General features: G+C 65.5%; 25 protein-coding genes. 15 read left to right on the plus strand and 10 right to left on the minus strand.

Annotated elements, in window-relative coordinates; genetic code table 11:
• The first annotated feature begins 299 nt into the window (after positions 1–299).
• From NCR37_RS08635 to NCR37_RS08680, 10 genes are all read left to right on the plus strand, one after another.
• Positions 300–863, plus strand: coding sequence for an RNA polymerase sigma factor (locus tag NCR37_RS08635; protein ID WP_248320114.1), 564 nt, complete (start codon positions 300–302; stop codon positions 861–863).
• A complete protein-coding gene (locus NCR37_RS08640) occupies positions 860–1,312 on the plus strand; it encodes a DUF3619 family protein (protein WP_250472631.1) in 453 nt (150 codons plus the stop codon). Before NCR37_RS08635 ends, NCR37_RS08640 begins: the two co-directional genes overlap by 4 nt.
• 27 nt (positions 1,313–1,339) lie before the next feature.
• Positions 1,340–2,095 (plus strand): DUF3106 domain-containing protein, encoded by a 756-nt coding sequence (locus tag NCR37_RS08645; protein ID WP_250472632.1) that lies wholly within the window; start codon positions 1,340–1,342, stop codon positions 2,093–2,095.
• Between the two features lie 7 nt (positions 2,096–2,102).
• A complete protein-coding gene (locus NCR37_RS08650) occupies positions 2,103–2,606 on the plus strand; it encodes an RDD family protein (RefSeq protein ID WP_250472633.1) in 504 nt (167 codons plus the stop codon).
• 106 nt (positions 2,607–2,712) lie between these two features.
• Entirely contained in the window at positions 2,713–3,648 is a 936-nt protein-coding gene (locus tag NCR37_RS08655) for a UDP-2,3-diacylglucosamine diphosphatase (protein WP_250472634.1), read from the plus strand.
• Between the two features lie 42 nt (positions 3,649–3,690).
• The gene (locus tag NCR37_RS08660; RefSeq protein WP_250472635.1) at positions 3,691–4,722 is read left to right on the plus strand and encodes a glycosyltransferase family 4 protein; all 1,032 of its coding nucleotides are present in this window, start codon (positions 3,691–3,693) and stop codon (positions 4,720–4,722) included.
• Positions 4,719–5,285 carry a diacylglycerol kinase gene (locus NCR37_RS08665; protein ID WP_250472636.1) on the plus strand — a complete coding sequence of 189 codons (567 nt, stop codon included), beginning with the start codon at positions 4,719–4,721 and terminating at the stop codon, positions 5,283–5,285. Before NCR37_RS08660 ends, NCR37_RS08665 begins: the two co-directional genes overlap by 4 nt.
• A 161-nt stretch (positions 5,286–5,446) precedes the next feature.
• On the plus strand, positions 5,447–6,184 hold the full coding sequence (locus NCR37_RS08670; protein ID WP_206466625.1) for a TetR/AcrR family transcriptional regulator: 738 nt from the start codon (positions 5,447–5,449) through the stop codon (positions 6,182–6,184).
• Complete coding sequence (locus NCR37_RS08675; protein WP_250472637.1) at positions 6,184–6,768, plus strand: LOG family protein; 585 nt, start codon at positions 6,184–6,186, stop codon at positions 6,766–6,768. Before NCR37_RS08670 ends, NCR37_RS08675 begins: the two co-directional genes overlap by 1 nt.
• A 13-nt stretch (positions 6,769–6,781) precedes the next feature.
• Positions 6,782–7,528, plus strand: coding sequence for an SDR family oxidoreductase (locus tag NCR37_RS08680; RefSeq protein ID WP_250472638.1), 747 nt, complete (start codon positions 6,782–6,784; stop codon positions 7,526–7,528).
• 14 nt (positions 7,529–7,542) lie between these two features.
• On the opposite strand, the gene NCR37_RS08685 is transcribed toward NCR37_RS08680, so the two are convergent.
• From NCR37_RS08685 to sugE, 6 genes are all read right to left on the minus strand, one after another.
• Positions 7,543–8,154, minus strand: coding sequence for a DUF924 family protein (locus tag NCR37_RS08685; protein WP_250472639.1), 612 nt, complete (start codon positions 8,152–8,154; stop codon positions 7,543–7,545).
• The gene (locus NCR37_RS08690) at positions 8,151–8,882 is read right to left on the minus strand and encodes an alanyl-tRNA editing protein (RefSeq protein WP_250472640.1); all 732 of its coding nucleotides are present in this window, start codon (positions 8,880–8,882) and stop codon (positions 8,151–8,153) included. Before NCR37_RS08690 ends, NCR37_RS08685 begins: the two co-directional genes overlap by 4 nt.
• An 83-nt stretch (positions 8,883–8,965) precedes the next feature.
• The gene (locus tag NCR37_RS08695) at positions 8,966–9,400 is read right to left on the minus strand and encodes a group II truncated hemoglobin (protein WP_250472641.1); all 435 of its coding nucleotides are present in this window, start codon (positions 9,398–9,400) and stop codon (positions 8,966–8,968) included.
• Positions 9,401–9,420: 20 nt separating this feature from the next.
• Positions 9,421–11,937, minus strand: coding sequence for an ABC transporter permease (locus tag NCR37_RS08700; RefSeq protein WP_502800505.1), 2,517 nt, complete (start codon positions 11,935–11,937; stop codon positions 9,421–9,423).
• A gap of 80 nt (positions 11,938–12,017) precedes the next feature.
• Entirely contained in the window at positions 12,018–12,647 is a 630-nt protein-coding gene (locus NCR37_RS08705; protein WP_250472642.1) for a DUF4126 domain-containing protein, read from the minus strand.
• Positions 12,648–12,920: 273 nt separating this feature from the next.
• Positions 12,921–13,241, minus strand: coding sequence for a quaternary ammonium compound efflux SMR transporter SugE (gene sugE / locus NCR37_RS08710; RefSeq protein ID WP_250472643.1), 321 nt, complete (start codon positions 13,239–13,241; stop codon positions 12,921–12,923).
• A gap of 225 nt (positions 13,242–13,466) precedes the next feature.
• Between sugE and NCR37_RS08715 the strand changes: the two genes are divergently transcribed.
• Together NCR37_RS08715 and cydB are read left to right on the plus strand one after the other, a co-directional pair.
• Positions 13,467–14,930, plus strand: coding sequence for a cytochrome ubiquinol oxidase subunit I (locus tag NCR37_RS08715; protein WP_250472644.1), 1,464 nt, complete (start codon positions 13,467–13,469; stop codon positions 14,928–14,930).
• A gap of 24 nt (positions 14,931–14,954) precedes the next feature.
• Positions 14,955–15,962 (plus strand): cytochrome d ubiquinol oxidase subunit II, encoded by a 1,008-nt coding sequence (gene cydB / locus NCR37_RS08720; protein WP_175944278.1) that lies wholly within the window; start codon positions 14,955–14,957, stop codon positions 15,960–15,962.
• Between the two features lie 15 nt (positions 15,963–15,977).
• Here the strand turns inward: cydB and NCR37_RS08725 are convergent, their stop codons facing one another.
• From NCR37_RS08725 to NCR37_RS08735, 3 genes are read right to left on the minus strand one after another with little or no spacing between them, the layout of a single operon-like run.
• Positions 15,978–16,463: a hypothetical protein gene (locus NCR37_RS08725; protein ID WP_250472645.1), complete on the minus strand. Its 486-nt coding sequence runs from the start codon at positions 16,461–16,463 to the stop codon at positions 15,978–15,980.
• Positions 16,464–16,500: 37 nt separating this feature from the next.
• Complete coding sequence (locus NCR37_RS08730) at positions 16,501–17,070, minus strand: peroxiredoxin (protein ID WP_250472646.1); 570 nt, start codon at positions 17,068–17,070, stop codon at positions 16,501–16,503.
• Positions 17,071–17,105: 35 nt separating this feature from the next.
• Positions 17,106–18,380 carry an EAL and HDOD domain-containing protein gene (locus tag NCR37_RS08735; RefSeq protein WP_250472647.1) on the minus strand — a complete coding sequence of 425 codons (1,275 nt, stop codon included), beginning with the start codon at positions 18,378–18,380 and terminating at the stop codon, positions 17,106–17,108.
• 138 nt (positions 18,381–18,518) lie between these two features.
• On the opposite strand from NCR37_RS08735, the gene NCR37_RS08740 reads away from it, so the two are divergent.
• The 3 genes from NCR37_RS08740 to NCR37_RS08750 all read left to right on the plus strand — a co-directional run bounded on the left by NCR37_RS08740 (position 18,519) and on the right by NCR37_RS08750 (position 22,397).
• Positions 18,519–18,746: a hypothetical protein gene (locus tag NCR37_RS08740; protein WP_250472648.1), complete on the plus strand. Its 228-nt coding sequence runs from the start codon at positions 18,519–18,521 to the stop codon at positions 18,744–18,746.
• Between the two features lie 157 nt (positions 18,747–18,903).
• Positions 18,904–20,781, plus strand: coding sequence for a putative bifunctional diguanylate cyclase/phosphodiesterase (locus NCR37_RS08745; protein WP_250472649.1), 1,878 nt, complete (start codon positions 18,904–18,906; stop codon positions 20,779–20,781).
• Between the two features lie 143 nt (positions 20,782–20,924).
• Positions 20,925–22,397, plus strand: a complete 1,473-nt coding sequence (locus NCR37_RS08750; protein ID WP_250472650.1) for an HDOD domain-containing protein — start codon at positions 20,925–20,927, stop codon at positions 22,395–22,397.
• 973 nt (positions 22,398–23,370) lie between these two features.
• Here the strand turns inward: NCR37_RS08750 and NCR37_RS08755 are convergent.
• Positions 23,371–25,038 carry a methyl-accepting chemotaxis protein gene (locus NCR37_RS08755; protein WP_250472829.1) on the minus strand — a complete coding sequence of 556 codons (1,668 nt, stop codon included), beginning with the start codon at positions 25,036–25,038 and terminating at the stop codon, positions 23,371–23,373.
• Positions 25,039–25,188: the final 150 nt, after the last annotated feature.

Here is a 25,188-nt window from a genome sequence, read left to right on the forward strand (position 1 = left end):
GCGGCGCGTCTTGGTTTGACAGGCGAACTTCTTGGGCTCGCCTCAAAGCAGACAATTCACTTTATGATGCGAGTCGGGAACGATAGCCCGTTTTTGCGCGCACGGTCAAGCAAAAACTTCCGCGGCGCGCGTCCGGATTCATCGTTCGTGCGTTGGTCCTGCGCATCGCGCGCGCAATGCCAAGCAACAAATCGTTTCCCGATCCTCCCGCGACAGCGAAAATTTGCTAGCATCCGCAGGTTTTCCTGGAACTCCACAATCTCTTTCGACGCAAATTCGTTGCGCCGGGTCCCCAACGGATGGCATCAGACAAGGAACTCGCCGATTTTCTGGCGGGCGTCGAAAGACGCGCGTTCAAGCAGACCGTGTACACCGTCCGCGACGACGACGCGGCGCTCGACATCGTCCAGGACGCCATGATCAAGCTCGCGGAGAAGTACGGCGACAAGCCGTCGCCCGAGCTTCCTCTTTTGTTCCAGCGTATCCTCCAGAATGCGACGCACGACTACTTTCGCCGCCAGAAGGTTCGCAATACCTGGATCAGCCTGTTCTCCTCGTTCGGCAGCGCCGACGACGACGAGTTCGACCCGCTCGAAACCTTCGAATCCGAGGATGGCGCGACCGGCAGCGAAAGCAGCGAGAGCCGGCTGGAGCGCGAGCAGGTGCTCAACCTGATCGACGCGGAAATCCAGAAATTACCGGCGCGTCAACGAGAAGCTTTTCTCATGCGTTACTGGGAAGACATGGATGTCGCAGAGACGGCCGCCGCGATGGGCTGCTCCGAGGGCAGCGTGAAGACGCACTGTTCACGCGCCACGCACGCTCTCGCGCAAGCCCTGAAAGCCAAAGGGATCACGCTATGAGTTCCGCTCTTGAAACGAAGGAAAACGAGTTCGCGCTGAAGGTCGTTCGCGCGCTCGACGAAAGCACGTCGGCCATTCCGGCCGCCGCAGTGGATCGGCTCGCAGAGGCGCGCCGAGCCGCGATTGCGCGCAAGAAGCCCGAGAAAGTGGCCGTCGCTGCCGCCGCGCCTGTGTTCGCGCCGGTTCTGGCCGGCGCGGGCGCTACGCTCTCGGCCGGCGGTTCCGGCGACGCGCGTGGCCGCAAGAGCCTCTTCGCGCGGTTAGGCGGCTTCGGGCTGGCGGGCCCGGTGTTCGCGCTCGCCGTGGCGCTCGCGGGCATCGCTTACTGGGAAGATCAGCAGCGTAAGGCCGAACTCGCCGACATCGACGCGGCCATGATGAGCGACAGCCTGCCGCTCGACGCCTATCTCGATCACGGCTTCAACGCGTATTTGACGCGCAATCACTAAGCATCGAACCGAGCGGGGGAAATTCGGGTGAGTTACAAGCGCGGTCTCGCGATTGTCTTCGGCTGCGCGATTGCGGGTCTGGTCGCGTTCGCCGCTACTTACCCGCGCTTCTATTCGTCCTCCGCCACGGCGTCCGTGTCCGCCGCTGCGCCCAGCGGCGCCAGCGCGGGCGCAGATGGGTCGCTCTCGCCGCTCGCCGCGCTGTCTTCGGACAATCCGCTCTCGTGGAGCCGTTTGACGGAGGCACAGCGCGTCGCGCTTGCGCCTTTCGCCACGCAGTGGGATTCCTTCAGCGACGAGCGCAAGCAAAAGTGGCTCAAAATCGCATCGCGCTATCACCGCATGTCGCCGGACGCACAGAAGCGACTGCAGCAGCGCATGGAGGAATGGGTGCGCATGACGCCCGACCAGCGCAAGGTCGCGCGGGAAAACTATCAGGTCTCGAAGCTCGTTCCGCCCGACAAGCGCGAAAAGGCATGGGACGCGTATCAGAAGCTCTCGGAAGAACAGAAGAAAAAGCTCGCCGCGAGCGAGCGCGGCCGCCGCCCCACCGTGGTCAGCGCGCCGCCGACGGGCAAGGCCGAAGTCAAGGACATCAACCGTCTAGTGGCGGCGCGCGAGCAGGGCCACGCGGCTTCGCACGCGGAAGCCGGGCCGGGGGCGGGCGCGCCGGCTTCGGGCGCGCCGTTGCAGCCCGCCGTGCCGAACGCCGCGAGCATTGTCCCGGCCACGCCGATTCCCGTTTCGCCGCAGCAGGCGCCTTCGATGTACAACGGTTCCTGATCCCGCGATGAGCGTCTCCGCCACCGCGACCCTCCCGCCGCTTCGCGCGCCCAGCCTGCGCCGGCGTCTCTCCACGATGGTCTACGAAGGCGTCATCCTGTTCGGCGTCGTGTTCATCGCCGGATATCTGTTCAGCACGCTCACGCAGCAGCGCAACGGCCTCACGCATCACGACTGGCTAATGTCGTGGATCGGTCTCGTGGTGGCGGCGTATTTCGTGTGGTTCTGGACGCACGGCGGCCAGACGCTGCCGATGAAAACCTGGCGCCTGAAAGTCGTCGATGCGCGCGGCGAGCCGCTCACCGTCGGCCGGGCGCTCGCGCGCTACGCGCTCGCATGGCTGTGGTTCCTGCCGCCGCTCGCGCTGCACCCGCTGCTTTCGCTGGCGGTGCCGCAGACGCTAATCGCGCTCGCCGTCTGGATCGCGCTGTGGGCGGCAGCCGTATGGCTCGATCCCGCCCGCCAGTTCCTTCACGACCGCCTCGCCGGCACGCGCATCGTCGCTGCCTAGGTCATACCCTCCCCGGTTCCCGTGTAATACGAACTTCTCGTGACTGTCACGGCTCGGTCACAGCCGCACGGCGTAATGCGCATACCAAAACTCGATGCGCGAGCCAATGGCCCTCCACCCGACAGTCACGCCGGCATTCGATCCCTCCACCGCTTACCGTTTTCGCAGTTCCGGCTTGCGCGTCGATCCGTCTGCGCGCGTGTCCGAGTCGCCGGAATCGCCTGAAGCGGCGTCCCCCGTCGTCGACGGCGAATCGACGGACGGAACGCAGCGCTATCGCACGATCTGGCTCTCGGATATCCACTTAGGCTCGGGCGGCTGTCAGGCCGCGTATCTGCTCGACTTCCTGCGGCATCACGAATCGGATTATTTGTATCTCGTCGGCGACATCATCGACGGATGGCAGCTTCGCAAAGGCTGGTTCTGGCCGCAGGCGCACAACGACGTCGTGCAGAAAATCCTGCGCAAGGCGCGCAAGGGCACGCAGGTCGTCTATATCCCGGGCAATCACGACGAAGCCGCGCGCCAGTTCTGCGATCTCGCGTTCGGCGACATTCACGTGCGCGGCGAGGCGTTCCACACGACGCTCGCGGGCAAGCGCCTGTGGATCGTTCACGGCGATCTTTTCGACGGCGTCATTCAGCACGCCAAATGGCTCGCCTATCTCGGCGACACCGCGTACACCGCGATCCTGCTGCTTAATCGCTGGTTCAATCGCGTGCGCGCGAAGCTCGGCTTCAATTACTGGTCGCTCTCGCAGTACCTGAAGCATCAGGTCAAGAACGCGGTCAACTTCATTTCGCAGTTCGAGCGCGTGATGACCGATGAAGCGCGCCGCCGCGGCTGCGACGGCGTCGTGTGCGGGCACATTCACAAGGCCGAGATTCGCGATATCGACGGCATCCTGTATTGCAACGACGGCGACTGGGTAGAGAGTCTCACCGCGCTCGTCGAAACCTATGACGGCGAACTCAAGGTCGTCTATTGGACCGTCATCCGTGCGTCCGGACAGCCCGCCGCGAAAGCCCGCGCGACGGCCTGAGCCCGAACGTCAGCACTACGTCAGGCCACACGAGGAACCGCAATGAAGATCATGATCGTGACCGATGCATGGGAGCCGCAAGTCAACGGCGTCGTGCGCACACTCAAGAACACGAGCAAGGAACTGACGGCGCTCGGGCATCGCGTGGACATGCTCACGCCGCTCGAATTCAAGACGATACCCTGCCCGACCTATCCCGAGATTCGCCTGTCGCTGATGCCGGGCCGTCATGTCGCCGAGCGCATCGACGCGTTCGATCCGGATGCGTTGCACATCGCGACGGAAGGCCCGCTCGGCCTCGCCGCCCGCTCGTACGCGCGGCGTCACAAGCTGCCGTTCACGACCGCCTATCACACGCGGTTTCCCGAATACGTGAAGGCGCGTTTCGGCATTCCGCTCGCGATGACGTATCGCTTCCTGCGCTGGTTCCACGGACCTTCGCAGGCAGTGATGGCGCCGACGCCCGTGGTCAAGAAAGATGTGGAAGCCTACGGGTTCACGAACGTCGTCCTGTGGACGCGCGGCGTGGATCTCGACATCTTCCATCCGATGGACTCGAAGGTGCTCAACACCGCGCGGCCGATATTTCTGTACGTCGGGCGCGTGGCAATCGAAAAGAACGTCGAAGCATTTCTGAAGCTCGACCTGCCCGGCTCCAAATGGGTCGCGGGCGAAGGCCCGGCGCTCGCCGAGCTGAAATCGCGCTATACGAACGTGAACTATCTCGGCGTGCTGTCGCAGCCGGAACTCGCGAAGGTGTACGCCGCCGCCGATGTCTTCGTGTTCCCGAGCCGCACCGATACGTTCGGCCTCGTGCTGCTGGAAGCGATGGCGTGCGGCACGCCGATCGCAGCGTATCCGGTCACGGGCCCGATCGACGTGCTCGGCGAACACGGACCCGGCGCGCTCAACGACGACCTGCGCGAGGCGTGCCTTCAGGCGCTGAAGATCGACCGTGCCGACGCGCGCGCCTGGGCCGAACGCTTCTCGTGGCGCGCGGCGTCCGAGCAGTTCGCATCGCATTTGCGGCAGTTCGAGCCGCGCGCGCCGCGCGCCGACCGGGCGCCCGCATGACGCGTCGCCCGGTGGCGGAGGAACGCGCCGAAGCGAACGCCCGCGCGGCGCCCGGCCGCGTCATGGACCCGTTCGACGACGAAACCGACGCGAGCGCCGATTCGGCCGATACGCCGCCTCAGGCGACAGAACCGCTCGGCACCGACGACCTGCCCTTCAATCCGTACAAGGGCAATCGCGGCTTCACGCGCGCCTGGCACGCGATGAAGAACTCGATCGCAGGTTTTCGCATCGCAATCCGCGAGGAAAGCGCCTTCCGGCAGGAACTGACGCTCGCCGCCATGCTGCTGCCGTGCAGCCTTTTCGTGCCGGTCGCGCCGGTCGAGCGCGCCGCGCTGATCGGCTCGGTGCTGCTGGTGCTGATCGTCGAGCTGCTGAATTCGAGCGTCGAGGCGGCGATCGACCGCATCTCGCTCGAACGCCACGAACTCTCGAAGCGCGCGAAGGACTTCGGCAGCGCGGCCGTGATGGTCGCGCTCGCGGTATGCGTGCTCACGTGGGCCATGATTCTGTGGCCGCATGCGCCCGCTGCGGCTGCGTGGCTCGGGCGTCTTTTGGCTTGAGCGCGCGGTATCTCGTAAAGTCGTCGCCGGGTCTGCAAGGCCGCGTCCGGAACGGAGAACGAGCGGTTTATAATCGTCCGATATTCTCAAAAATAGCAACGGAACCGGACGCGGGCATGCCTGCACGAGGCCGCCGCAACCGGATGCCAAGGTCGGACGACATGGAAGCGAAACCTCCCCGCCGTACCCGCGAACGGATTCTCGAGCTGTCGCTGAAGTTGTTCAACGATATCGGCGAACCCAACGTCACCACGACGACGATCGCCGAGGAAATGGAAATCAGTCCAGGCAATCTGTACTACCATTTCCGCAACAAAGACGACATCATCAACAGCATCTTCGCGCAGTTCGAGCAGCAGATTCAAAAGCGCCTGCGCTTTCCGGACGATCACCGGCCGACCATCGACGAGATGTGGTCCTATCTGCAGTACATGGCCGATTTTCTCTGGACGTATCGCTTCCTCTACCGCGACCTGAACGACCTTCTCGCGCGCAACCGCACGCTGGAAACGCACTTCAAGCAGATCATCACGCACAAGGTGCGCTTCGCGCAGCAGCTGTGCGAGGCGCTCGTCGCCGATCAGGAAATGGTCGCGACGCCCGCCGAGATCGAGGTGATCGCGACGAACATCGGCGTGATCGCCACGTACTGGCTCTCGTATCAGTACGTGATGAACCCGCGCAAGTACAACGATCAGGAAGCGATTCGCGCGGAGCTTCATCAGGTGAGCGTGCACATCATCTCGATCATGGCGCCGTATCTGCGCGGCCGCTCGCGCCAGCTTTTCGACGATCTGGTGTCCGGTAAGATGCCCAAGCGCGAATATGCGGACTTCCTGCCGCCGCGCGACGATGCCGCCAGCGCATCGAAAAACGAAACACCGAAGGATTCCCGATAATGAAGGCAGTGTGTGTGTATTGCGGCTCCGCCCCCGGAGCCCGCCCCGTCTACTCGCAAGCCGCGCGCGCGTTCGGACGCGCGCTCGTCGAGGCGAACTTGTCGCTCGTTTATGGCGGCGGCCGCGTCGGGCTGATGGGCTTGATCGCGGATGAAGTGCTCGCCGCCGGCGGACGCGCGGTCGGCGTGATTCCCGAACTGCTGCTGGCGAAGGAAGTCGGCCATACCGATCTCACGGAACTGCACGTCGTGCCCGACATGCACGAGCGCAAGAAGAAGATGGCGGATCTCGCCGATGCCTTCGTCGCCATGCCCGGCGGCGTCGGCACGTACGAAGAGTTCTTCGAGGTGTACACGTGGGCGCAGCTCGGCTATCACCAGAAGCCCGTCGGCCTCTTGGACGTGAACGGCTACTTCGAGCCGCTCCTGTCGATGCTGCGTCATACCATCGACGAAGGCTTCATGCGCAAGCCGTATCTGGACATGATTCAGGTGGCCGCCGAGCCGAACGAGATGATCGCGAAGCTCGCGGCCTACACGCCGCCCGCGAACGACAAGTGGTCCGAGAAACGCAACGCAGTCTGAGGAGAGTGGAGCGATGTCCAAAGTCATCCTGATCACCGGCGCGAGCCGCGGCATCGGCCGGTCGGCTGCCATTCTCGCGGGCGCGCGGGGCTGGTCGGTCGGCGTGAACTACGCGTCGAACGCGCAAGCCGCCGAAGAAACCGTCGCGGCGGTGCGCGCGGCGGGCGGCAAGGCGATCGCGATTGCCGGCGACGTGCGCGACGAAGCGGCAATCATCGCCATGTTCGACGCCACCGAAGAAGCCTTCGGCACGCTCGACGGCGTGGTGAACAACGCGGGCATCGTCGCGCCGGGCGCGCCGTTGGCCGACATGGACATCGAGCGGCTCAAGCGCATCTTCGACACCAACGTGCTCGGCGCGTATCTGTGCGCGCGCGAGGCGGCGCGGCGTCTGTCGCGCTCGCGCGGCGGCCACGGCGGCTCGCTCGTGAACGTGTCGTCGGCGGCGGCGCGGCTCGGGTCGCCGAACGAATACGTGGACTATGCGGGCTCCAAAGGCGCGATCGACGCGATGACCATCGGGCTTTCCAAGGAACTCGGCCCGGAAGGCGTGCGCGTCAACGCCATCCGCCCCGGCCTCATCGAAACCGACATCCATGCGAGCGGCGGCAAGCCGGACCGCGCGCACGTGCTCGGCGTGCATACGCCGCTCGGACGCCCCGGCACGGCGGACGAAGTGGGAGAATCGATCGTCTGGTTGCTGTCGGATGCGTCGTCGTATGTGACCGGCGCGATTCTGGACGTGACGGGCGGCCGGTAAAGCGTCTCGGGCGTTCAAAACCCGCCGTGTTCAGCCAGCCACGCTTCTTCGTCGGGCAGCGTCTTGCGCCCGAGGATCCTGTTCCGATGCGGAAAGCGCCCGAATCGTTCGATGACTTTCGCGTGCTTCAACGCGGAGTCGTAGAAGCTCGCGACGCCCGTTTCGTCGCGCAGCTTCGCGAAGAGGCGCACGGATTCGCGCTGGCTGGCGAGCGTTTCGTCGTGTTCGAACGGCGTGTACACGAACGCGCGATGACAGGCGCTCGGCATCCGCAGATCGTCGCCCTGCTCCACCAGCTTCTTCGCGACCGCGAGCGCCCGCGCGTCGCCGGCGAAGGCCCGCGGCGTGTTGCGATAACAGTTGCGAGAGAACTGATCCAGCACCACGATGAGCGCGAGCGCGGAAAGCGGCTCGCGTTCCCACTCTTCCAAGCCGCCCGCCTGCGCTTCGTCGAGCAGCGCGCCGAAGCGTCCGGTCAGCATGGCGTCGAATGCGCGTTTCTTGGTCCACCACTGCCTGCGCTCGGTGCCGAATTCCGGCGAGCCCGGCGCGCCGAACCAGACATCGAGGACGTCCTTTGCGCGCCGATCGCCGGTCAAGCCGGTCAAGCCGGTCACGACCGTCAAGCCAGTTCCAGCACGAGCCGCCGCGTGCGCGCGCTCTTCTTTTCCAGCTTGGCGATGCGCAGCGTCCCGATCTCGCCGGTATTGCGCACATGCGTGCCGCCGCACGGCTGCAAGTCCACGTTCTCGATGCGCAGCAGCCGCACGCGGCCGAGACCCATCGGCGGCTTCACGCTCATCGTGCGGACGAGTTCGGGGCGGGCGGACATTTCTTCGTCGGTGATCCATTCGGTGCGCACGTCGTGCGAACCGCCGACGAGCTCGCGCAGCTTCGCTTCCACCGCTTCGCGCTCGATCGGCTCGACGGTCGCGAGATCGAGCCGCGCGTAATCGGTCGTGATGCTGCAACCATCCACCGGATACGGCAGCACCGCGCAGATCAGGTGGCTCGCGGTGTGCAGCCGCATATGCCGGTACCGCCGCTCCCAGTCGATTTCAGCGCTCACTCTGTCGCCCACCTTGAGCTTCGCCAGCGCGTCGTCCTGACCCGGCGCCGGCACATGGACGGCGTCGTCGGGCGTCGCGCCTTCGAACTTGGCCTTGCGCGTATCCGCGATGGCAATCACCGTGCCGTCCGCGAGCGTCAGCGTTCCGGCATCGCCCGCCTGCCCGCCGCCGAGCGGATAGAACACGGTCTGGTCCAGATGGATGCCCGCCTCGTCGATGGCGGTGACGGTCGCATCGCAGTGTCTTTGGTAGGCGTCCTCGCGAAAGAGCGCGCGTGTAGTCATGACTTCGTGTCCTCGAATGCCTCGGTTGATCGCAGATGATGCCGCAAACCGGCGCGGCCTCGCCCGGTACACAAGCGGGCGAATCAGCCGGGACGGTTGCGCATCCAGTCGGCGGTATCAAAGAACGACGTGAGCAGGCGCTCGCGCAGCGGCTCGGCAAGGCCGATGTCCTCCATCGCCCAGGCCATGCAGCGCAGCCATTGATCGCGCTCGCTCGACGCGATGGCGAACGGCAGATGCCGCGCCCGCAGCCGCGGATGCCCGAAGCGGCTGATGTAGTGATCCGGTCCGCCCATCCAGCCGCACAGGAACCAGAAGGTCTTGTCGCGCGAATTGTCGAGCGTCGGCGGATGCAGCGCGCGAATGCCCGCGAACTCGGGCTCCAGGTCCATCAGATCGTAGAAACGGTCGACGAGCGCGCGCACGCGCTCCTCGCCGCCGATCAGCTCGAACGCGGTCGGCGCTGGTTGTTGATTTGTCGCTTCGTCTTCGGAAGCCGGTTGGTTTACTTCGCTCATTGCTTTGCTTTGACTGAGAACTATGCGTCCCGCAGCGATTGCAGCGCCGGGCGCGCCAGCACGCGCCGCAGGCTGAGCCAGCCGCCGAGCCCCGCGCACGCGATGCCCGCGACGACGCCCGCCGGCACGAGCCACGGATTGAAATCGATATGAAACTCGAACACGCGCGACGCGAGCACGTAGCCGATGCCCTGCGCGCCGAGCGCCGCCATCAGGCCCGACAACGCGCCGACCGCGACGAACTCCGCGACCTGCACCGAGCGCACTTGCCGGTGCGACGCGCCGAGCGCGCGCAGCAACGCCGACTCGCGCATGCGCTCGTCGCGCGTGCCGGCGAGCGCCGCGTACAGCACGAGCACGCCCGCCGCGAGCGTGAAGATGAAGAGAAACTGCACCGCGCCGATCACCTGCGCGAGCGTGCGCTGAATCTGCGCGAGGATCGGCGCGGTGTCGATGGCCGTGACGTTCGGGTACGCGGCGATCAGGCCGTCGATCATGCGCTGATCGTTCGCGGGCAGATGGAAGCTCGTGATGAAGGTCGCGGGCAAGTCCGCGAGCGCCTCGGGCGGCATCAGCACGAAGAAGTTCACCTTGAACGAATTCCAGTCCACCTTGCGCAGACTCGTGACCGGCGCTTCCACCGGCAGACCCGCCACGTCGAAACGCAGCATGTCGCCCATCTTCACGCGGATCGTCTTGGCGATGCCCTCTTCCATCGACACCTGCGGCTTCGCACTCGTGCCGTACCACGCGCCCTGCGTCACGCGGTTGTCGTCGGGCAGCGCGGTCGTGTAGGAGAGGTTGAACTCGCGGTCCACGAGCCGCTTCGCGTCGGGCTTATCGTAGCTGTCCGGATTCACCGCTTTCCCGTTGATCGCGACGAGGCGCGCGCGCACCATCGGCGAGAGCACGGCGTCGGGCTGGCCGTGGCCGTGCAGATAGGCAAGCACGCCGTCGCGCTGGTCCGGCTGAATGTCGATCAGGAACTCGTTGGGCGCATCCGGCGGCGTGGCGTCGCGCCATCCCTTGATGAGATCGTTGCGCGTCATGCCGATCAGCAGCAGGCACATCAGCCCGATGCCGAGCGCCGTGATCTGCAACGCGCTCGCGCCGCTGCGCCGCTCCAGCGACGCGAGCGCATAGCGCCAGCCGACGCCCGCGCGGCTCTTTTCGCGCCGCACGAAGCGCGCCGCCGCCCACAGCGCCGCCCGCGCGATGACGCCGAAGAGCAGCAGTCCCGCCGCGAACCCGCCCGCGACAATCACGCCGAGCTTCAGCTCGCCCGCCGCGATCACGAGCAGCGCCGCGAAGAGCAGCACGCCGACGCCATACGCCGCATAAGCGATACGGCTCGCATCGCCCAATTCTCGGCGGATCACGTGGACCGGCGGCACGCGCGTGAGCGGCAGAAGCGGCGGCAGCGCGAAGCCGAGCAACAGCACGAGGCCCATCGCGATGCCTTGCAACGCCGGCCAGACGCTCGCCTGCGGCAACTCGACATCGACGAGCGAACCCAATGCATGCAGCAGCACCAGATGCCCGATGAAGCCGAGCACGATGCCCGCCACGCTGCCGATGACGCCGATCGCCAGGAATTCGTCGATGAAGAGCGCACGCAGCGTCCGCTGGCTGACGCCGAGGCAGCGCATCGCGGCGCAGCCGTCGAGATGCCGTCGCGCGAACCGGTGCGCGGCCATGGCGATGGCGACCGCCGCGAGCAGCGCCGTCAGAAGCGAGACCAGCGTGAGAAAGTGGCTCGCGCGGTCGATGGTCTGCCGCACTTGCGGCTGGCCGTCCGAGAGCGATTCGAGCGCGACGCCGCGCAGCTTGCCGCCGTCGGTCTTGCCGCGCGCGAACTGCGCGAACCGCTCGACCTGCGCATCCGGCCCCGCGACGAGCAGCCGGTACGTCACGCGGCTGCCATAGCCGATCAGCCCCGTTGCCGCGATTTCATCGGCGCGCATCATGAGACGCGGCGAGAAGTTCACGAACGAGAAGCCGCGATCCAGTTCCCGCGTGATGACCGCCGCGACCGTGAAGGTGCGCGTGCCGACCTTCACCGCGCCGCCGACTTTCGTTTTCAGCGCGTCGAGCAGCGCGGGATCGACCCAGACGGTGCCGGGCGCGGGAATGCCCTGGGCGGGCGCATCGGGCGCGTCGGGGCCCGGCGCGATACGCAGCGCGCCGCGCAACGGATAGCCCGGCGTCACGCCCTTGATCGCCGCGAGCCGCGAGAGCGGCGTCTGCCCGCCCGAGCTCACCATGCTCGGGAAGATGGTCGTGCCTGCCGTTTCGAGCCCGAGCGCACGCGCTTCCTGCGCGAACATCGGGTCGACAGGATGATCGGCGCGCACGACGAAATCGGCGGCAATCATCTGGCGGGCATCGCGGGCAAGCCCCTGCCGCATGCGATCCGCGAGAAAACCGACGCTCGACAACGCGGCGACCGCCAGCACGAGCGCGAGCAACAGCATCGTGAGTTCGCCCGCGCGCCAGTCGCGCGCGGTCATGCGCCACGACTGGCGCACGGTCTGCATGAAGTCGAGTCGGGCGCCCGGATGCGTGTGGTGAGGTGCGTGCGACGCCTTGGCCGCCGGTTTGTCGTTGGCCGCCGTGCTCAATCGTGCTTGCTCCGCAGTCGGCTGATCGGGTTATGCGTGCCCGGCAGCATGTGCTTGGCCATGCGCGACACGCCGCCGTGCACGCCGCGCACGAGACGCGGCAGCGCCCAGCCGGCCACCACGAGAAACGCGATCAGCATCACAAGGAACAGGAGCGGCACGAAGAACGCGAGCACGAGGCCGAGCGTCGCGCCGACATCTTCGGTGGCGGATGCGGCCCAGTTCGACACCGGCTCCGGCGAAAGATTGATGAGCGCGCGCGTGCCCGCCTTCGCGAAATGCGACGCCCCGGCGAGCGTGCCGCCCGCGAGCGCGGCGATGGTGAGCAAGGTCGGATCGGCGTGGCCGAGCGAGCCCGCCGCGAGCACGGCGCCCGCCGGAATGCGAATGAACGTATGAATGGCGTCCCACAAGGAATCGAGCGCGGGGATCTTGTCGGCGAGAAATTCGACGAACGCGAGGAACGCGGCGACGCCTATTACCCACGGCGAAGCGAGCACGGCGAGCGTGTCGGGCAGATGAATGACGCCCATGCGGGCGAACAGGCCGGCGACGAAGACCGTGAGATACAGGCGCAGCCCGCTCGCCCATGAAAGGCCCGCAGCGAGCGAAAGTGATTCCAGCATTGCCGCCTCCTTGTTGCGCCAGCCGCGCGCTTGGGGCCACGGCTCGATGCTGTACCGGCTGAAACAATCGGCCCGCTTCCGCTGATCGGAGCGTGACCGACAGATGCCGCGACGCGGGCGCGCGTAAGATGGAACCGCCAGCCTCCCGCCGCGAAAACCGCAACCGCGCGCGAGGCGCCCGTCAGACTGACTTCAGATCATTATATCCACGCAAAAAGCCCGCGGTGAGCGCGTGGTACGGAAGCGGCCAAGCGATTGCCGTTCCCGCGCCTTTCAGTGCCCCGACGTGAGCTTGAGTCCGATCAAGCCCGCGATGATGAGCACCGCGCTCACGATGCGCGCCGCCGACACCGCCTCGCCCATGAACACGATGCCGAACACGAACGCGCCGACCGCGCCGATGCCCGTCCACACCGCATACGCGGTGCCGAGCGGCAATTGGCGCATGGCGAGCGCGAGCAGCACGAAGCTGCCGATGGCCGTCACGAGCGTGAAGACGGACGGCCCGAGCTTCGTAAAACCTTCGGACGTCTTGAGTCCCGCCGCCCACGCGACTTCCAGCAGACCGGCAATGAAGAGAAGAATCCAGGACATCGGGTCACTCCCATGAGAATGGGGCCGTCCCCAATGAGTCGATGCGCGTCCCGGTCGTCCGGCACGCGGTTAGCTGATGAGCGCGAGGCCCAGATTGTAGCAAACGGGGTCATGCGCGCCGCGCGTCCCGCCCCGGCAAACGGTGTATTGAAGGACGACCAAGGACGACGCGCGCACTTTCGCATCGTTCGACGCAAACGTTGCAAGAATCGCCAAGGAGCGTTCATGCATATCGACTCGGTTCTGCTCTCGCGCTTTCAGTTCGCGTGGGTCATTGCGTTTCATATCTTGCTGCCGGCTTTCACCGTCGGACTCGCCTGTTTCATCGCCACGCTGGAAGTCAACTGGTGGATCACCAAGCGCGATGTCTACCGGCGGCTGTCGGCGTTCTGGCTCAAGATCTTCGCGGTGTCGTTCGGCATGGGCGTGGTGTCGGGCATCGTGATGCCGTTTCAGTTCGGCACCAACTGGAGCCGCTACGCCGACCGCACGGCGAACGTCGTCGGCCCGCTGATGGGCTACGAGGTGCTGACCGCGTTCTTTCTGGAGTCGGCGTTTCTCGGCGTGCTGCTGTTCGGCCGCAAGCTCGTGCCGCAGTGGGCGCACGTGATGTCCGCGCTGTTCGTCGCGCTCGGCACGCTCATTTCGTCGTTCTGGATTCTCGCCGTCAATAGCTGGATGCAGACGCCGCAAGGCTACCGCCTCATGCCCGACGGCCGCTTCGAAGTGGTCAGCTTCTTCGACGTGATCTTCTCGCCGTCGTTTCCGTTCCGGCTGAGCCACACGGTGAGCGCGTTTCTCGTGACCACCGCCTTCGTCATTCTCGGCGTCGGCGCCATGTACATGCGTCAGGGCCGCGCGATCGAGGAAAGCCGCGTGATGCTCAAGATGTCGCTTATCTTTCTGATCATCATGGTGCCCGTGCAGATGGTCCTCGGCGACGCCCACGGCCTCAACACGCTCAAGCACCAGCCGGCCAAGCTCGCCGCGATGGAGGCGCTATGGGAATCGGGCTCGCGCGTGCCCGCCAATCTCTTTTCCATTCCCGATCAGGACGAAGAGCGCAATCACTTCGAAATCTCGGTGCCGGTGCTCGGGAGCATCTATCTGACGCACGATCCGAACGGCTACGTGCGCGGGCTCAAGGACTTTCCCCGCGAGGACCGCCCGCCTGTCGCGGTCGTGTTCTTCGCGTTTCACATCATGGTCGGCATCGCGATGCTGATGCTCGCGATCGTGCTGTCGGGCATCGTGCTCTTCGCGCGCGGCAAGCTGGAACGCAGCAGGCGATGGCTGCGCGCGGCATCGTTCGCGACGCCGCTCGGGTTCATCGCCGTGCTCGCGGGCTGGACGACGACCGAAGCCGGCCGGCAGCCGTGGACGGTGTACGGCGTCCTGCGCACGCGCGATTCGGTGACGCCCTCGCTCACCACCGGCGATGTCGGGCTGTCGTGGCTGCTCTACGTGCTCGCGTACGCCGTGATCTTCGGCTCGGGATACATCCTCTTGCGGCGTCTGGTGCGCATCGGTCCGTCCGAAGCCACGCAAGGCCACGAGAACGAACTGCTTCAGCCGAAGACACGCGCGGCGCGGCCGCTTTCGGCGGTATCGTCGAGCGGAGACACCTCGCGTCAGACGGCGGACGTCGCGCCGAGCGACGACATCGTGCCGCCGCGCCGGCCGCATTAGCCATCCTGACAACCGGAGAACGCGATGCTCGATCTCGTGCCGCTGTGGGCCGCCATTCTCGCGCTGGCCGTGTTCATGTACGTACTGCTCGACGGCTTCGATCTCGGCGTCGGCATGCTCTTTCTGTTGCGCCGCGACCACGACGAGCGCAACTTGATGATCAACTCCGTCGCGCCCGTCTGGGACTTCAACGAAACGTGGCTCGTGCTCGGCGGCGGCGGACTGTTCGCGGTGTTTCCGCTCGCCTACGCGATCATCGTGCCGGCCGTCTATTTCCCGATTCTCTTCATGCTGCTCGGGCTGATCTTTCGCGGCGTGGCGTTTGAATTCCGCGAAGTCGTCGGCGCGCGCAAGTGGCTGTGGGATCGCGCGTTCGCGTACGGGTCGCTGCTCGCCACGTTCTCGCAAGGCATCGTGCTCGGCATGTTCATTCAGGGCTTTCCGATCGTCGGCCGCCAGTACTCGGGAACGAGCTGGGACTGGCTCGCGCCGTTCCCGCTCCTGGTCGGCGTCGGCCTGATATTCGGCTACGCGCTGCAAGGCTCGACATGGCTCGTGCTCAAGACCGAAGGCGACTTGCAGGCGTGGGGCCGCAAAATGGCGCGCTTCGCGCTCATCGGCGTGCTCGCGTTCATTCTGCTCATCAGCTTGTGGACGCCGCTGAAAGACGCGCGCATCGCGGCGCGCTGGTTCGGCTTTCCGATGGCTTTTGCGTTCGCGCCGGTGCCGTTGCTGACCGCGTTTCTCGCGTGGAAGCTCTGGTCGAGTCTCTCGAAAGGCCGCGAAGTGCTGCCCTTCGTGTGCTCGATGGGCCTCTTCTTTCTCGCGTTCACGGGGCTCGTCATCAGCCTGTGGCCGTTCATCGCGCCGCCTTCGGTGACGCTTTGGGACGCGTCGGCCGCGCCGATCACGCATCAGTTCTTCCTGATCGGAACGCTGTTCCTGCTGCCGGTGCTGATGATCTACGTGACCTGGTCGTACTGGGTGTTTCGCGGCAAGGTGCGCAGCGACATCGGCTATCACGTGGAATGACAGCCGCGTAGCGCGTCAGAGCTTTTGCGCGACCGCGAACGAGAGAATGCGCGACCACTTGCGCGCCTCGGCGCGGTCGGCCATCGGCAGACGCCATTCGCCGTGAGCCTTGTCGGCGACATCCAGGACGACGTGCCACTCGCCACGCGCGTCGTCGTGCGCCATCTGCGCGTCGCGCAAATCCGCGAAGATGTAGTGGCCGGTCGCATCGCCTACGCGCACGTCCAGCAGGCGCTTTCCCGCGGCGAGCCGCACGCCGCCCCAGTCGCGCTTCAGTTCGTGCGTCCAGTTCGTGGCGTCGCCTTTGACGCGCGGCAGATTCGGCGCGATCTCGCGACGCCGCGCGAGCCAATACGCGATGCCCGCCGCCACCGCCGCCGCCACGATCACCGCGACGCCGACGGCGACGCCCAGCCCGAAGCGCGCATCGAGCGCGTCGAAGGACCACACCGCGCCGTAGATCAGCGCCGCGAGCGCGATGAGCGCGAGAACGATCGGCATGACGGCTACCCTTTGCGAACGAACGAAGCGGCCGCCATCACTGCGCCTTGTGCTTCGTGTTCCACTCGCGCAGCGCCTGCAGCGTGTTCGCGACATGCTGATCCGGCGACAGGCTCGTGTATTCGTAGATGACCTTGCCGTCCGGCGCGATCACGTACGACACGCGGTTGGCCATCGAGCTCTTGAAGGGCAACGCGGCGTCGTACGCGCCGATGATCTTCGCGTCGGTGTCGGCCGCGACCGGGAATTTGCTGCGGCATTCGCTCACCGAAAAACGCTGCAACGTGCCGATATCGTCGTGCGACACGCCGATCACCGTCGCGCCTTGCGCCTTGTACTGATCGACCGCTTCGGCGAACTCGTGCGCCTCGATCGTGCAGCCCTTCGTGAACGCCGCCGGATAGAAATACAGCACGACGGGGCCTTTCTTGAGCGCGTCGGCGAGCGAGTAGTCGAACACGTTGCCACCGAGCGACGCCTGCGTGACGAATGGCGGCGCGGCATCGCCCGGCTTGAGCGTGGCGCGCGCCAAGAGCGGATACGTCGCGACCGCGCATGCGAGCAGGCCCGAAAGCGCCAGGCCTGCCATCTTCGTTCTTCTTTTCATGCGGATGTCTCTCCGTGATCGGGTTGGTGCCGCGTTCAGTCGAGCCGCTGCTCGCCGAACCATGCCGCCGCTTCCACCTGAAGCGCAGCCAGAAGCGCGGGCGTCAGCGCGTCGAGCGCCGGATCGGCAAGCCGGCGTTCGTCGATCGCTTGGATATCGCCGCGTTCGGTCGCCCGCGCGATGCCGAGCAGCGCGCCGAGTTCGCCCTCGCCCGCGAGAATGGCCGAGCGGATATCGGCGGCCAGATGCAGCTTATCGACAATTTCGGCCGGCTGCAGATCGACCACCACATGCACGAGCGAAAAGATGCCGGTCATGAACGCGGCATCCGAGAACGCTTCATCCGATGGACGCAGCGCATCCGCCGCCAGTTCCATGAAGCGCGCCCGCGTGCCGACGAGTTGCAACAGCGGATCGGAGCGCCACGGCAGGCCGCTGCCGTCCGCGTACAGCAGCAGTTGCGTCCAGCGCATCAACTGGCGCGTGCCGGCGGCGGCCATGGCTTCCTTCAGCGACGACACGTTGCGTCCGCGCGCATGGGCGCTCGAATTGGCGAGGCGCATGAGTTGCAGCACGATATCCGGATTGCGCTTCAGTTCCACTTCGAGCTCGCGCAGGCCGGGATCGCTGCCTAGCACGGCCAGAAGCCGCAGGAGCGTGCCGCGCGCCGGGCTCGCGCGCCGCGCCGACAGCACTTGCGGCCGCGCGAAGAAATAGCCCTGGAAGAGATCGAAGCCCAGTTCGCGCGCCTCTGCGAACTCCTCGTGCGTCTCGACTTTTTCCGCGACGAGCAGCTTGCCGTGCTTCTTGACGAGCGCCGTCAGTTCGCGCAAGTGCGAGCGCTCGGCCGCGAGCAGGTCCACCTTGACGATATCGACCGACGGCAGCGCGGCGAGCAATGCATCGTCGAGGCGCGTCACGTCGTCGAGCGCGAAGCGAAAGCCGTCGCGGCGCAACTGCGCGCATCGCTTGAAGAGCGCGTCGTCGAATTCGATGTTCTCCAGCAACTCGAGCACGAATCGCTCGGGCTGCATGAGATGCACGATGTCGTCGAAGATCAGCTCGCGGCTCATGTTCACGTAGCCGGGATGCAGGCCGAGCACGGCCGGCACGCCGATCTCGCCGACCGTGCGCGCGACGACATGCGCGGTCGCCTGCACATCGTCATCGACGCGGGCGCGATTTTCGGGGCTATCGCGGAAGAGGAGTTCGTAGGCGGCGAGCGCGCCCGCGCCGTCGAGAATCGGCTGGCGGCCGACATAGACGCTCGGCTCGCGTCGGGCGCGCAGTTTCAGCGAAGAATCGGGCATGACGGGAACCGAATGAGAGCGACGAATCCGTCAGGCAGGACAACGAGTGCGGGCGCAAAGGTTTGCGCCGACGCCGGCACGTGAGCGGTCTCGAAGCCGCAACGACCTGCTCGGGTCGGCGATAGAAGGCAATCGATCATGAAGCGTGACGTGTGCGACAAATTCCCGAATCGGGCGACCGTAACGCGGGACGCCCGCCGCATGGCGACCGGGGCCGGGGCGTTTCCGCAGCAAACGCGCACTGTAACCGAAAATCGCCTTGCACCCATGTTTACGCCAACCGCGCAAAGGCCGCGCCGCGCGTTTTCCCTGATTGCCGGCGGCGTCCCGCGTGGCAGCGGCATGGCGGCTAAAGAATTTCGCTGAACCGCCGATAACTCGCGTGATAGAGCGTGCCGCGCGTCATGCCGGCGCGCCGTACGCCGAGCCGCTCGAAGCGGTATTCGCGCGCCGCCGAAGCTTCCGACGATAAGCCTGTGCGTCGACCATCGGCTGCGCGCCGCCGCGAGAACCTTAACTGACCATGCAAGCGAACCGGACTTCCGTCTCCCGCCGCGCACCCTGGCGCATCGCGCTCGATGTGCTTTGCCGCGCATGGAGACCCGCCGCGCGAGACGACCGAGATCCGCACGCGCACGACGCTGGGTCGTCCGCCTCCGCCTCGTCCGCGGAAGACGGCGCGGGCCTCGGCGGCAAGCCCGCCGCCGCGCTCGAAACCACGCTCGGCGCGGTCGATTTCCTCGCGCAGGTGGACGACGCGCTGCGCTTTCAGTATGTGTCGCACGCGAGCATCGACTTCATCGGCTATCACCACGACTACCTCAGCATGCTGACGCTGCACGATCTCGTGCCGTCGGAGGAAGCCGGCGAGCTGGACGCGCTCGTCGCCCGCGCGCGCGCAAGCGGCCAGCTCGAATGCGCGACGCTCAATCTCGTGAAGTCGCTCACTTATCCGATCTGCGTCGAGCTGCGGCTTCTGGCGACCGCCTCGCAGGGGACGCCCGGCTTCGCACTCGCCGCGTTCGACGTGTCGCGCTGGCGGGAACGCGAAGCGTCGCTCACGCACGCGCTGCATCACGATTCGCTCACCGGCCTCGAGAACGCGACCGCGCTTCAGGCGGCGGTCGGCGCGATGCAGGCCGAAGCGGAACGCACGCGCACGCAGACGGCGCTCGTCCTGCTGGATATCGACGACTATCAGCGCATCAACCGGGCGCTCGGCTCCGAGGCCGGCGACGACATGCTGCGCGAAACCGCGCGCCGCATCCAGCACACGGCCACGCACGGCGAGCGCGTGGCGCGCGTGGCCGGCGACGAGTTCGCCCTGCTGCTGCCCGCGGGCGCGACCGCCGAAGCCGCCGAGAACCTCGCGCGGCGGCTCTTGACCGCCATCGCGCAGCCGTACCGGTATCGCGGGCAGCACACGCATTTGTCGGCGAGCATCGGCGTGGCGTTGTATCCGGACCACGCGGTGAAAGACGGCGCGACGGCGAAATCCGGCGTGCAGGCGAGCCTGCTGCGCATGGCCGATCTCGCGCTCGCGCAGGCGAAGGCCGCGGGCGGCAACACGCTCGTCGTCCATACGCTCGACGACGATCCCGCCGACGCGGAACGCCTGAAGCTCGAAGCGGACCTCTACGAGGCCGTGCGCAACGGCGAGTTCTCGCTCTTTTTCCAGCCGATCACGAAGATCCGCACGGGCGCCGTCGTCGGCGTGGAAGCGCTGATGCGCTGGCATCATCCGGTGCATGGGCTCGTGCCGCCGTCGACGTTCATTCCGCTCGCGGAGTCCATCGGGCTCATCAACTATCTCGGCAACTGGGTGCTGAAGGCGGCGTGCATGCAGCTCGTGCAGTGGGACGGCATCGGCATCCGGCTCGATTACGTGTCGGTGAACGTGTCGCCGCGGCAGTTCCGCGACAAGCGCTTTCTTGCCGCGGTGAAGGAAGCCATCGCGCTCACGGGCATCGACGCGAAGCGGCTCGTCTTCGAGATCACCGAAAGCCTGCTGATGCAGGACCCGGAAGAAGCGACGCGTCTGCTCGAAGCGCTGCGCGCGCTCGGCATCCGCTTTGCCGTGGACGACTTCGGCACCGGCTATTCGAGCCTCGCCTACTTGCAACGGTTTCCCCTCGCGAAGCTCAAGATCGACCGCAGCTTTGTCGAGAACCTGATTACGTCGCGCAACAACCGCGCGATCGTGAGCGCGGTGGTCGGGCTCGCGCAGTCGCTCGGACTGGAACTCGTCGCGGAAGGCGTCGAGACCGAGGCGCAGCGGGACTTGCTCGCCGAAATGGGCTGCGACCACATACAGGGCTGGCTGATTAGCCAAGCCATGCCGTCGGACGAACTCGCGCGTTCGTTCCAATCGAGTTCGCTCGTGCTGCACGAGACAATATGAGCGTACGAATGTTCGTGTTCTAATCGAAGAGCGCGCCTTAACGCCCTGAATCCGTGTATCTTCCGGGGCTGGCCGCTGAATGAATGCATCGGGCAGAGCCGCTTCGGGTTAGCCGTTCTCGCAACAACAGGTTTTTTTTACGCATGGCACGCACCAAGGCCGAACTACTGGACAAGTTGTGGGGGCGCATGAGCGAGCGCGGGGACTTCCCCATGCTTTCGCAGGCGCTGCGCACGACCGTGTCCGCGATGAGCGACGACGACCTCGACTTCACTGCGCTCGTGCAAGTCGTGCTGTCGGATTTCGGGCTCACGCAGAAGGTGCTGCGGCTCGCCAATTCCGCGATGTACATGGCTTTCGGCGGCAACATCACGACCGTCACCCGGGCGCTGATGGTGCTCGGCATGGACGCGGTCGGCCATCTCGTCGTCGGACTCAAACTCGTCGACCACTTTCACCAGAGCGCGCCGCGCCGCATCGACGCCAAGCTCGAACTCAACCGCACGCTGCTTTCGGGCACGGTCGCGCGGCAAGTGACCGAGCGCATCGACCTTCGTTCAGCGGAAGAAGCGGTGGTCTGCACGCTGATGCGGCAGATCGGCAAGCTGCTCGTCGCGTTCTACCTCGAACACGAGTGGGACCAGTTGCGCCGCAAGGCGGCCACCGAGAACATTAGCGACAGCAGCGCGTGCGCCGCGCTGCTCGGCGTGACGTTCGAGGAAATCGGCATCGAGGCGGCGGACCGCTGGCGTCTGCCGGAAACGATCCGCGCGGGCATGCGCGTGAGCGACCCGACTGCGCCGCCGGATGAAACCGTGCCGAAGCACGTGCGCTGGCTGCAGGCCGTCACCAACTATTCGACCGAAGTCGCCGATGCGCTCACCGCGCCGAACGTCGCGGCGGGCGGCCGCGAATCGATGCTCGTCGATATCGCCGAGCGCTACAGCGGCGCGCTCAATGCGGATGCGGAAACGCTCGCATCGATGAGCCTTGCGCTCGCGAGCGAGGATAGCGGCGACGGCGTGATGCGCGAGATCGTCGAGTTGCAGGCGAACGCGGACGCCATGGCGCGGGCGAGCGTATCGGCGGAGGCGCGCATTGGCGCGAGTCTTGCCGATCTGCGCTCGCTGCCGTCGAAGAACGCGCTTTCGCCGGTGCTCGCGCTGGCCTCGGAGGCGGTGCTCGCGGGGCTCGGTCTTTCGCGCACGGTCGTCTTCGTGCGCCAGGCCAACAATGAATTCCAGGCGCGTCTAGGCATGGGCGCGGGCATCGAGCCGATGCTTTCCTCGCTTTCTTTCAGCGCCGAGTTTCGGCCCGATGTGTTCCATCTCGCGACTACGAATCCTGTCGGCATCTTCATCGAAAATGCACACGATCCGCGGATCGACGCGCGGTTGCCGCGCTGGTACAAGGAGACGCTCGGCGAGGCGCAGGCTTTCGTGCTGCTGCCCGTGAAGTCGAACGATTCGACTGTCGCGCTCGTGTATGGCGACTGGACTGTGGGGCAGCATGTGCACAAGATTTCTCCCCAGGAGATGGGGGCGCTCAATGAGCTCACACGGGAGCTAAGCCGTTTCTTCTCTAATGCTGACTGGAAGGAAGTTGAGTTGATTTGAGGGTTTTGAGCTTGGGGTTTCTTTTGCTCTCTGTTCTTTGCTCTTTGCTCCTTGCTCTTTGCTCTTCGCTCTTTGCTCTTTGCTCTCGCGCGCTCTTCGTCAGGGAACTTGTTTTCGCGTCGGTCTATTAGCGTTGCCCCTCCCCGGGGCGGGGGTCACTTTCTTTGCCGCTGCAAAGAAAGTAACCAAAGAAAGCAGCCTTTTTTAGCCCGCTGCAGCAACAGCGTGGCCACCCCACAGAAAAGCATTGTCCCTCAGCTTGAATCAACCCTGAATCACCCTCCACGCCCGCTGAACACCCACGTCCTCCGAGCCCCTTGGCTCGCCAAAACCATCGACTTTATTCGGATAACTGAACAAAACTTTCACGAATAGCCATAGCCATAGCCTTAGCCTTACGGGCAATCACAGTCACAACCACGGCCGAATGTGCACCTGCACCTGCACCTGCACCTGCACCTGCATGCTAGGTCCACAACAGCGAACGCGACGATCCCGCCCGGTGCGGCGCGCACCTGTTGCGCGTCGGTGCTATCGCTGATAAGAACGCTTGTCGCGTGCCCTTCTATGGTCGTTGGGCTGACGCGGCTTGCCGAGACTTGGATACGTGGCAGAGCCGTCGTTTGTGATGGTTTTGACGAGCCAGGGGGCTCGGAGGACGTGGCTGTTCAGCGGGCGTGGAGGGTGATTCAGGGCTGTCTCAAATTGAGTGCCAATGTCTTGCTGCGGAGTGGCCACACTGTTGCTGCTTTGGGCCAGAAAAGCTGCTTTCTTTGGTTACTTTCTTTGCAGCAGCAAAGAAAGTGACCCCCGCCCCGGGGAGGGGCAACGCAAATAGACCGACACGAAAACAAGTTCCATGCCGAAGAGCAGCTCATCGAAACAAAGCATGAACCGCCCTCGCCCCGGGGGAAGGGGAACGGGAAGGGCAAGAGCAAGTGGCAAGCCCAGCAGCCCGCAAAAAAAACAACCCTCAGGCTAACTGAAACTTCCCAACAAGCCCCTTGAGCGCGCGCGCTTGATCATCGAGCGATTGCGCCGCAGCCGCAGCCTGTTCGACGAGCGCCGCGTTCTGCTGCGTCCCGGCGTCCATCTGCGAAACGGCGTGTCCAATCGCCTCGATGCCCGACTTCTGCTCGGCCGAAGCCGCCGAAATCTCGCCCATGATATCCGTCACGCGTCGCACGGCGCGCACCACTTCTTCCATCGTCGCGCCCGCCTCGTGCGCATACGTCGAGCCATCCGACACGCGCGAAACCGACGTGTCGATCAACGTCTTGATCTCCTTGGCCGCCGCCGAGGACCGCTGCGCCAGAGCGCGCACTTCGCCCGCCACGACCGCGAAGCCGCGTCCCTGCTCGCCGGCGCGCGCCGCTTCCACGGCCGCGTTCAGCGCAAGAATGTTCGTCTGAAACGCGATGCCCTCGATCACGCCGATGATGTCGCCGATGCTCTTCGCGCTCGCGTCGATGCGCTCCATGGTCTCGACCACGCGGCCCACCACCTTGCCGCCCTTCTCCGCAATCTCCGACGCATTGTGCGCAAGCGTCGTCGCCTGCATCGCGTTATCGGCGTTCTGGCGCACCGTCGAGGTCAGTTGCTCCATGCTGGCCGCCGTCTTCTCCAGCGCGACCGCCTGCTCTTCCGTGCGACGCGACAGATCCACGTTGCCGGTCGAGATTTCGCTCGACGCCGACGCGATCGCCTCCGCGCTCGCCGCAATGTCGCCGACCGTCGCCGACAAGCCCGACTGCATTTCGGACAACGCGTAAAGCATGCTGGCGTCGTCGCGGCGCTTGAGGCGGATCGGATAAGCGAGATCGCCCGAGGCGATGCGGCTCGCGATTTCCTTCGCATAGCCCGGCTCGCCGCCGAGTTGTCCCGACAGACGCCGCACGACCCATTCGCTGACGATGATCGCGAGCACGAAGAGCGCAATCGTCAGCACCGACACCATCACGAACGACGAATGGAAGATGAACGCGGCGGCGTCGATGGTCGCTTTCGCGGCGGCGCCCCGGCGCGCGACGAGCTCATCGACCATCTTTTCCAGCTTGCCGGTCTCGACGAGCAGCGAGACATCCTGCATGCCGACTTGCCAGTTCATCTGCGAGAGATCGAGCGGCTGCTCCTTCACGAGCTTGACGAAGCCGCGCAGGTTGCCGCTCCACGTCGCGAGCGCAGCGGAGAAACGCTTCTGTTGCGCGAGCGCGTCGGTGTCCGCATGGTCGATGTGCTGCGCCAGTTGCGCCTGCTCCTTGCCGATCTCGGTCAGCGCGTGTTCGATCTCGTTGCCGAGGTCGTCGCGCTCCTTCGCCGTCGATGCCGTGAGCAGCATCTTCTGCGAACGGCTCGCGCGCAGCAGATAGCCGCGCGTTTCCTCGGCCGCGCGGCTCGCGACATAGCCCTGCGTATAGATAGACTCGGTCGCGCCGTTGAGCCGGCTGATCTGCGTGAGCGCAATCGCGCCGATGCCGAGCGTGCCCGCCAGAACGAGGCCGAAGGCGAGGCGCAACGTCGCCTTCACGGACAAGGTGCGCTTCGAAGCCGTCTTGCTTCCGGCGGCGAGCGCCGCCCGTCCTGAAGCGGCGTTCGGCATTAGGCCAGCGCCGCGCGCCGCGCGTAGCGGAAAGAGTCTCATCATGTATCCCCGTGTGATGTTCTTCGAACGGTACGCCCGCTCTACGGGACGTCCACATCGCTGGTCTACGGCATCTGCCTCGTTTTTCTTTAGCGCGGTGCGTACGGTCGTTCGGTGCCCGGCGATTCTTATAACCGGCCAAAATTCGTT

Origin of the sequence: Caballeronia sp. GAFFF1, from assembly GCF_023630705.1 — a bacterium.
Classification (GTDB): domain Bacteria; phylum Pseudomonadota; class Gammaproteobacteria; order Burkholderiales; family Burkholderiaceae; genus Caballeronia.

Bases quoted from the DNA above. Each gene is read 5' to 3' on its own strand.
- NCR37_RS08635 (WP_248320114.1), top strand. From the start codon at position 300: ATGGCATCAGACAAGGAACTCGCCGATTTTCTGGCGGGCGTCGAAAGA.
- NCR37_RS08640 (WP_250472631.1), top strand. From the start codon at position 860: ATGAGTTCCGCTCTTGAAACGAAGGAAAACGAGTTCGCGCTGAAGGTC.
- NCR37_RS08650 (WP_250472633.1), top strand. From the start codon at position 2,103: ATGAGCGTCTCCGCCACCGCGACCCTCCCGCCGCTTCGCGCGCCCAGC.
- NCR37_RS08655 (WP_250472634.1), top strand. From the start codon at position 2,713: ATGGCCCTCCACCCGACAGTCACGCCGGCATTCGATCCCTCCACCGCT.
- NCR37_RS08660 (WP_250472635.1), top strand. From the start codon at position 3,691: ATGAAGATCATGATCGTGACCGATGCATGGGAGCCGCAAGTCAACGGC.
- NCR37_RS08665 (WP_250472636.1), top strand. From the start codon at position 4,719: ATGACGCGTCGCCCGGTGGCGGAGGAACGCGCCGAAGCGAACGCCCGC.
- NCR37_RS08670 (WP_206466625.1), top strand. From the start codon at position 5,447: ATGGAAGCGAAACCTCCCCGCCGTACCCGCGAACGGATTCTCGAGCTG.
- NCR37_RS08675 (WP_250472637.1), top strand. From the start codon at position 6,184: ATGAAGGCAGTGTGTGTGTATTGCGGCTCCGCCCCCGGAGCCCGCCCC.
- NCR37_RS08680 (WP_250472638.1), top strand. From the start codon at position 6,782: ATGTCCAAAGTCATCCTGATCACCGGCGCGAGCCGCGGCATCGGCCGG.
- NCR37_RS08690 (WP_250472640.1), bottom strand. From the start codon at position 8,882: ATGACTACACGCGCGCTCTTTCGCGAGGACGCCTACCAAAGACACTGC.
- NCR37_RS08695 (WP_250472641.1), bottom strand. From the start codon at position 9,400: ATGAGCGAAGTAAACCAACCGGCTTCCGAAGACGAAGCGACAAATCAA.
- NCR37_RS08700 (WP_502800505.1), bottom strand. From the start codon at position 11,937: ATGCAGACCGTGCGCCAGTCGTGGCGCATGACCGCGCGCGACTGGCGC.
- NCR37_RS08705 (WP_250472642.1), bottom strand. From the start codon at position 12,647: ATGCTGGAATCACTTTCGCTCGCTGCGGGCCTTTCATGGGCGAGCGGG.
- sugE (WP_250472643.1), bottom strand. From the start codon at position 13,241: ATGTCCTGGATTCTTCTCTTCATTGCCGGTCTGCTGGAAGTCGCGTGG.
- NCR37_RS08715 (WP_250472644.1), top strand. From the start codon at position 13,467: ATGCATATCGACTCGGTTCTGCTCTCGCGCTTTCAGTTCGCGTGGGTC.
- cydB (WP_175944278.1), top strand. From the start codon at position 14,955: ATGCTCGATCTCGTGCCGCTGTGGGCCGCCATTCTCGCGCTGGCCGTG.
- NCR37_RS08725 (WP_250472645.1), bottom strand. From the start codon at position 16,463: ATGCCGATCGTTCTCGCGCTCATCGCGCTCGCGGCGCTGATCTACGGC.
- NCR37_RS08730 (WP_250472646.1), bottom strand. From the start codon at position 17,070: ATGAAAAGAAGAACGAAGATGGCAGGCCTGGCGCTTTCGGGCCTGCTC.
- NCR37_RS08735 (WP_250472647.1), bottom strand. From the start codon at position 18,380: ATGCCCGATTCTTCGCTGAAACTGCGCGCCCGACGCGAGCCGAGCGTC.
- NCR37_RS08740 (WP_250472648.1), top strand. From the start codon at position 18,519: ATGAAGCGTGACGTGTGCGACAAATTCCCGAATCGGGCGACCGTAACG.
- NCR37_RS08745 (WP_250472649.1), top strand. From the start codon at position 18,904: ATGCAAGCGAACCGGACTTCCGTCTCCCGCCGCGCACCCTGGCGCATC.
- NCR37_RS08750 (WP_250472650.1), top strand. From the start codon at position 20,925: ATGGCACGCACCAAGGCCGAACTACTGGACAAGTTGTGGGGGCGCATG.
- NCR37_RS08755 (WP_250472829.1), bottom strand. From the start codon at position 25,038: ATGAGACTCTTTCCGCTACGCGCGGCGCGCGGCGCTGGCCTAATGCCG.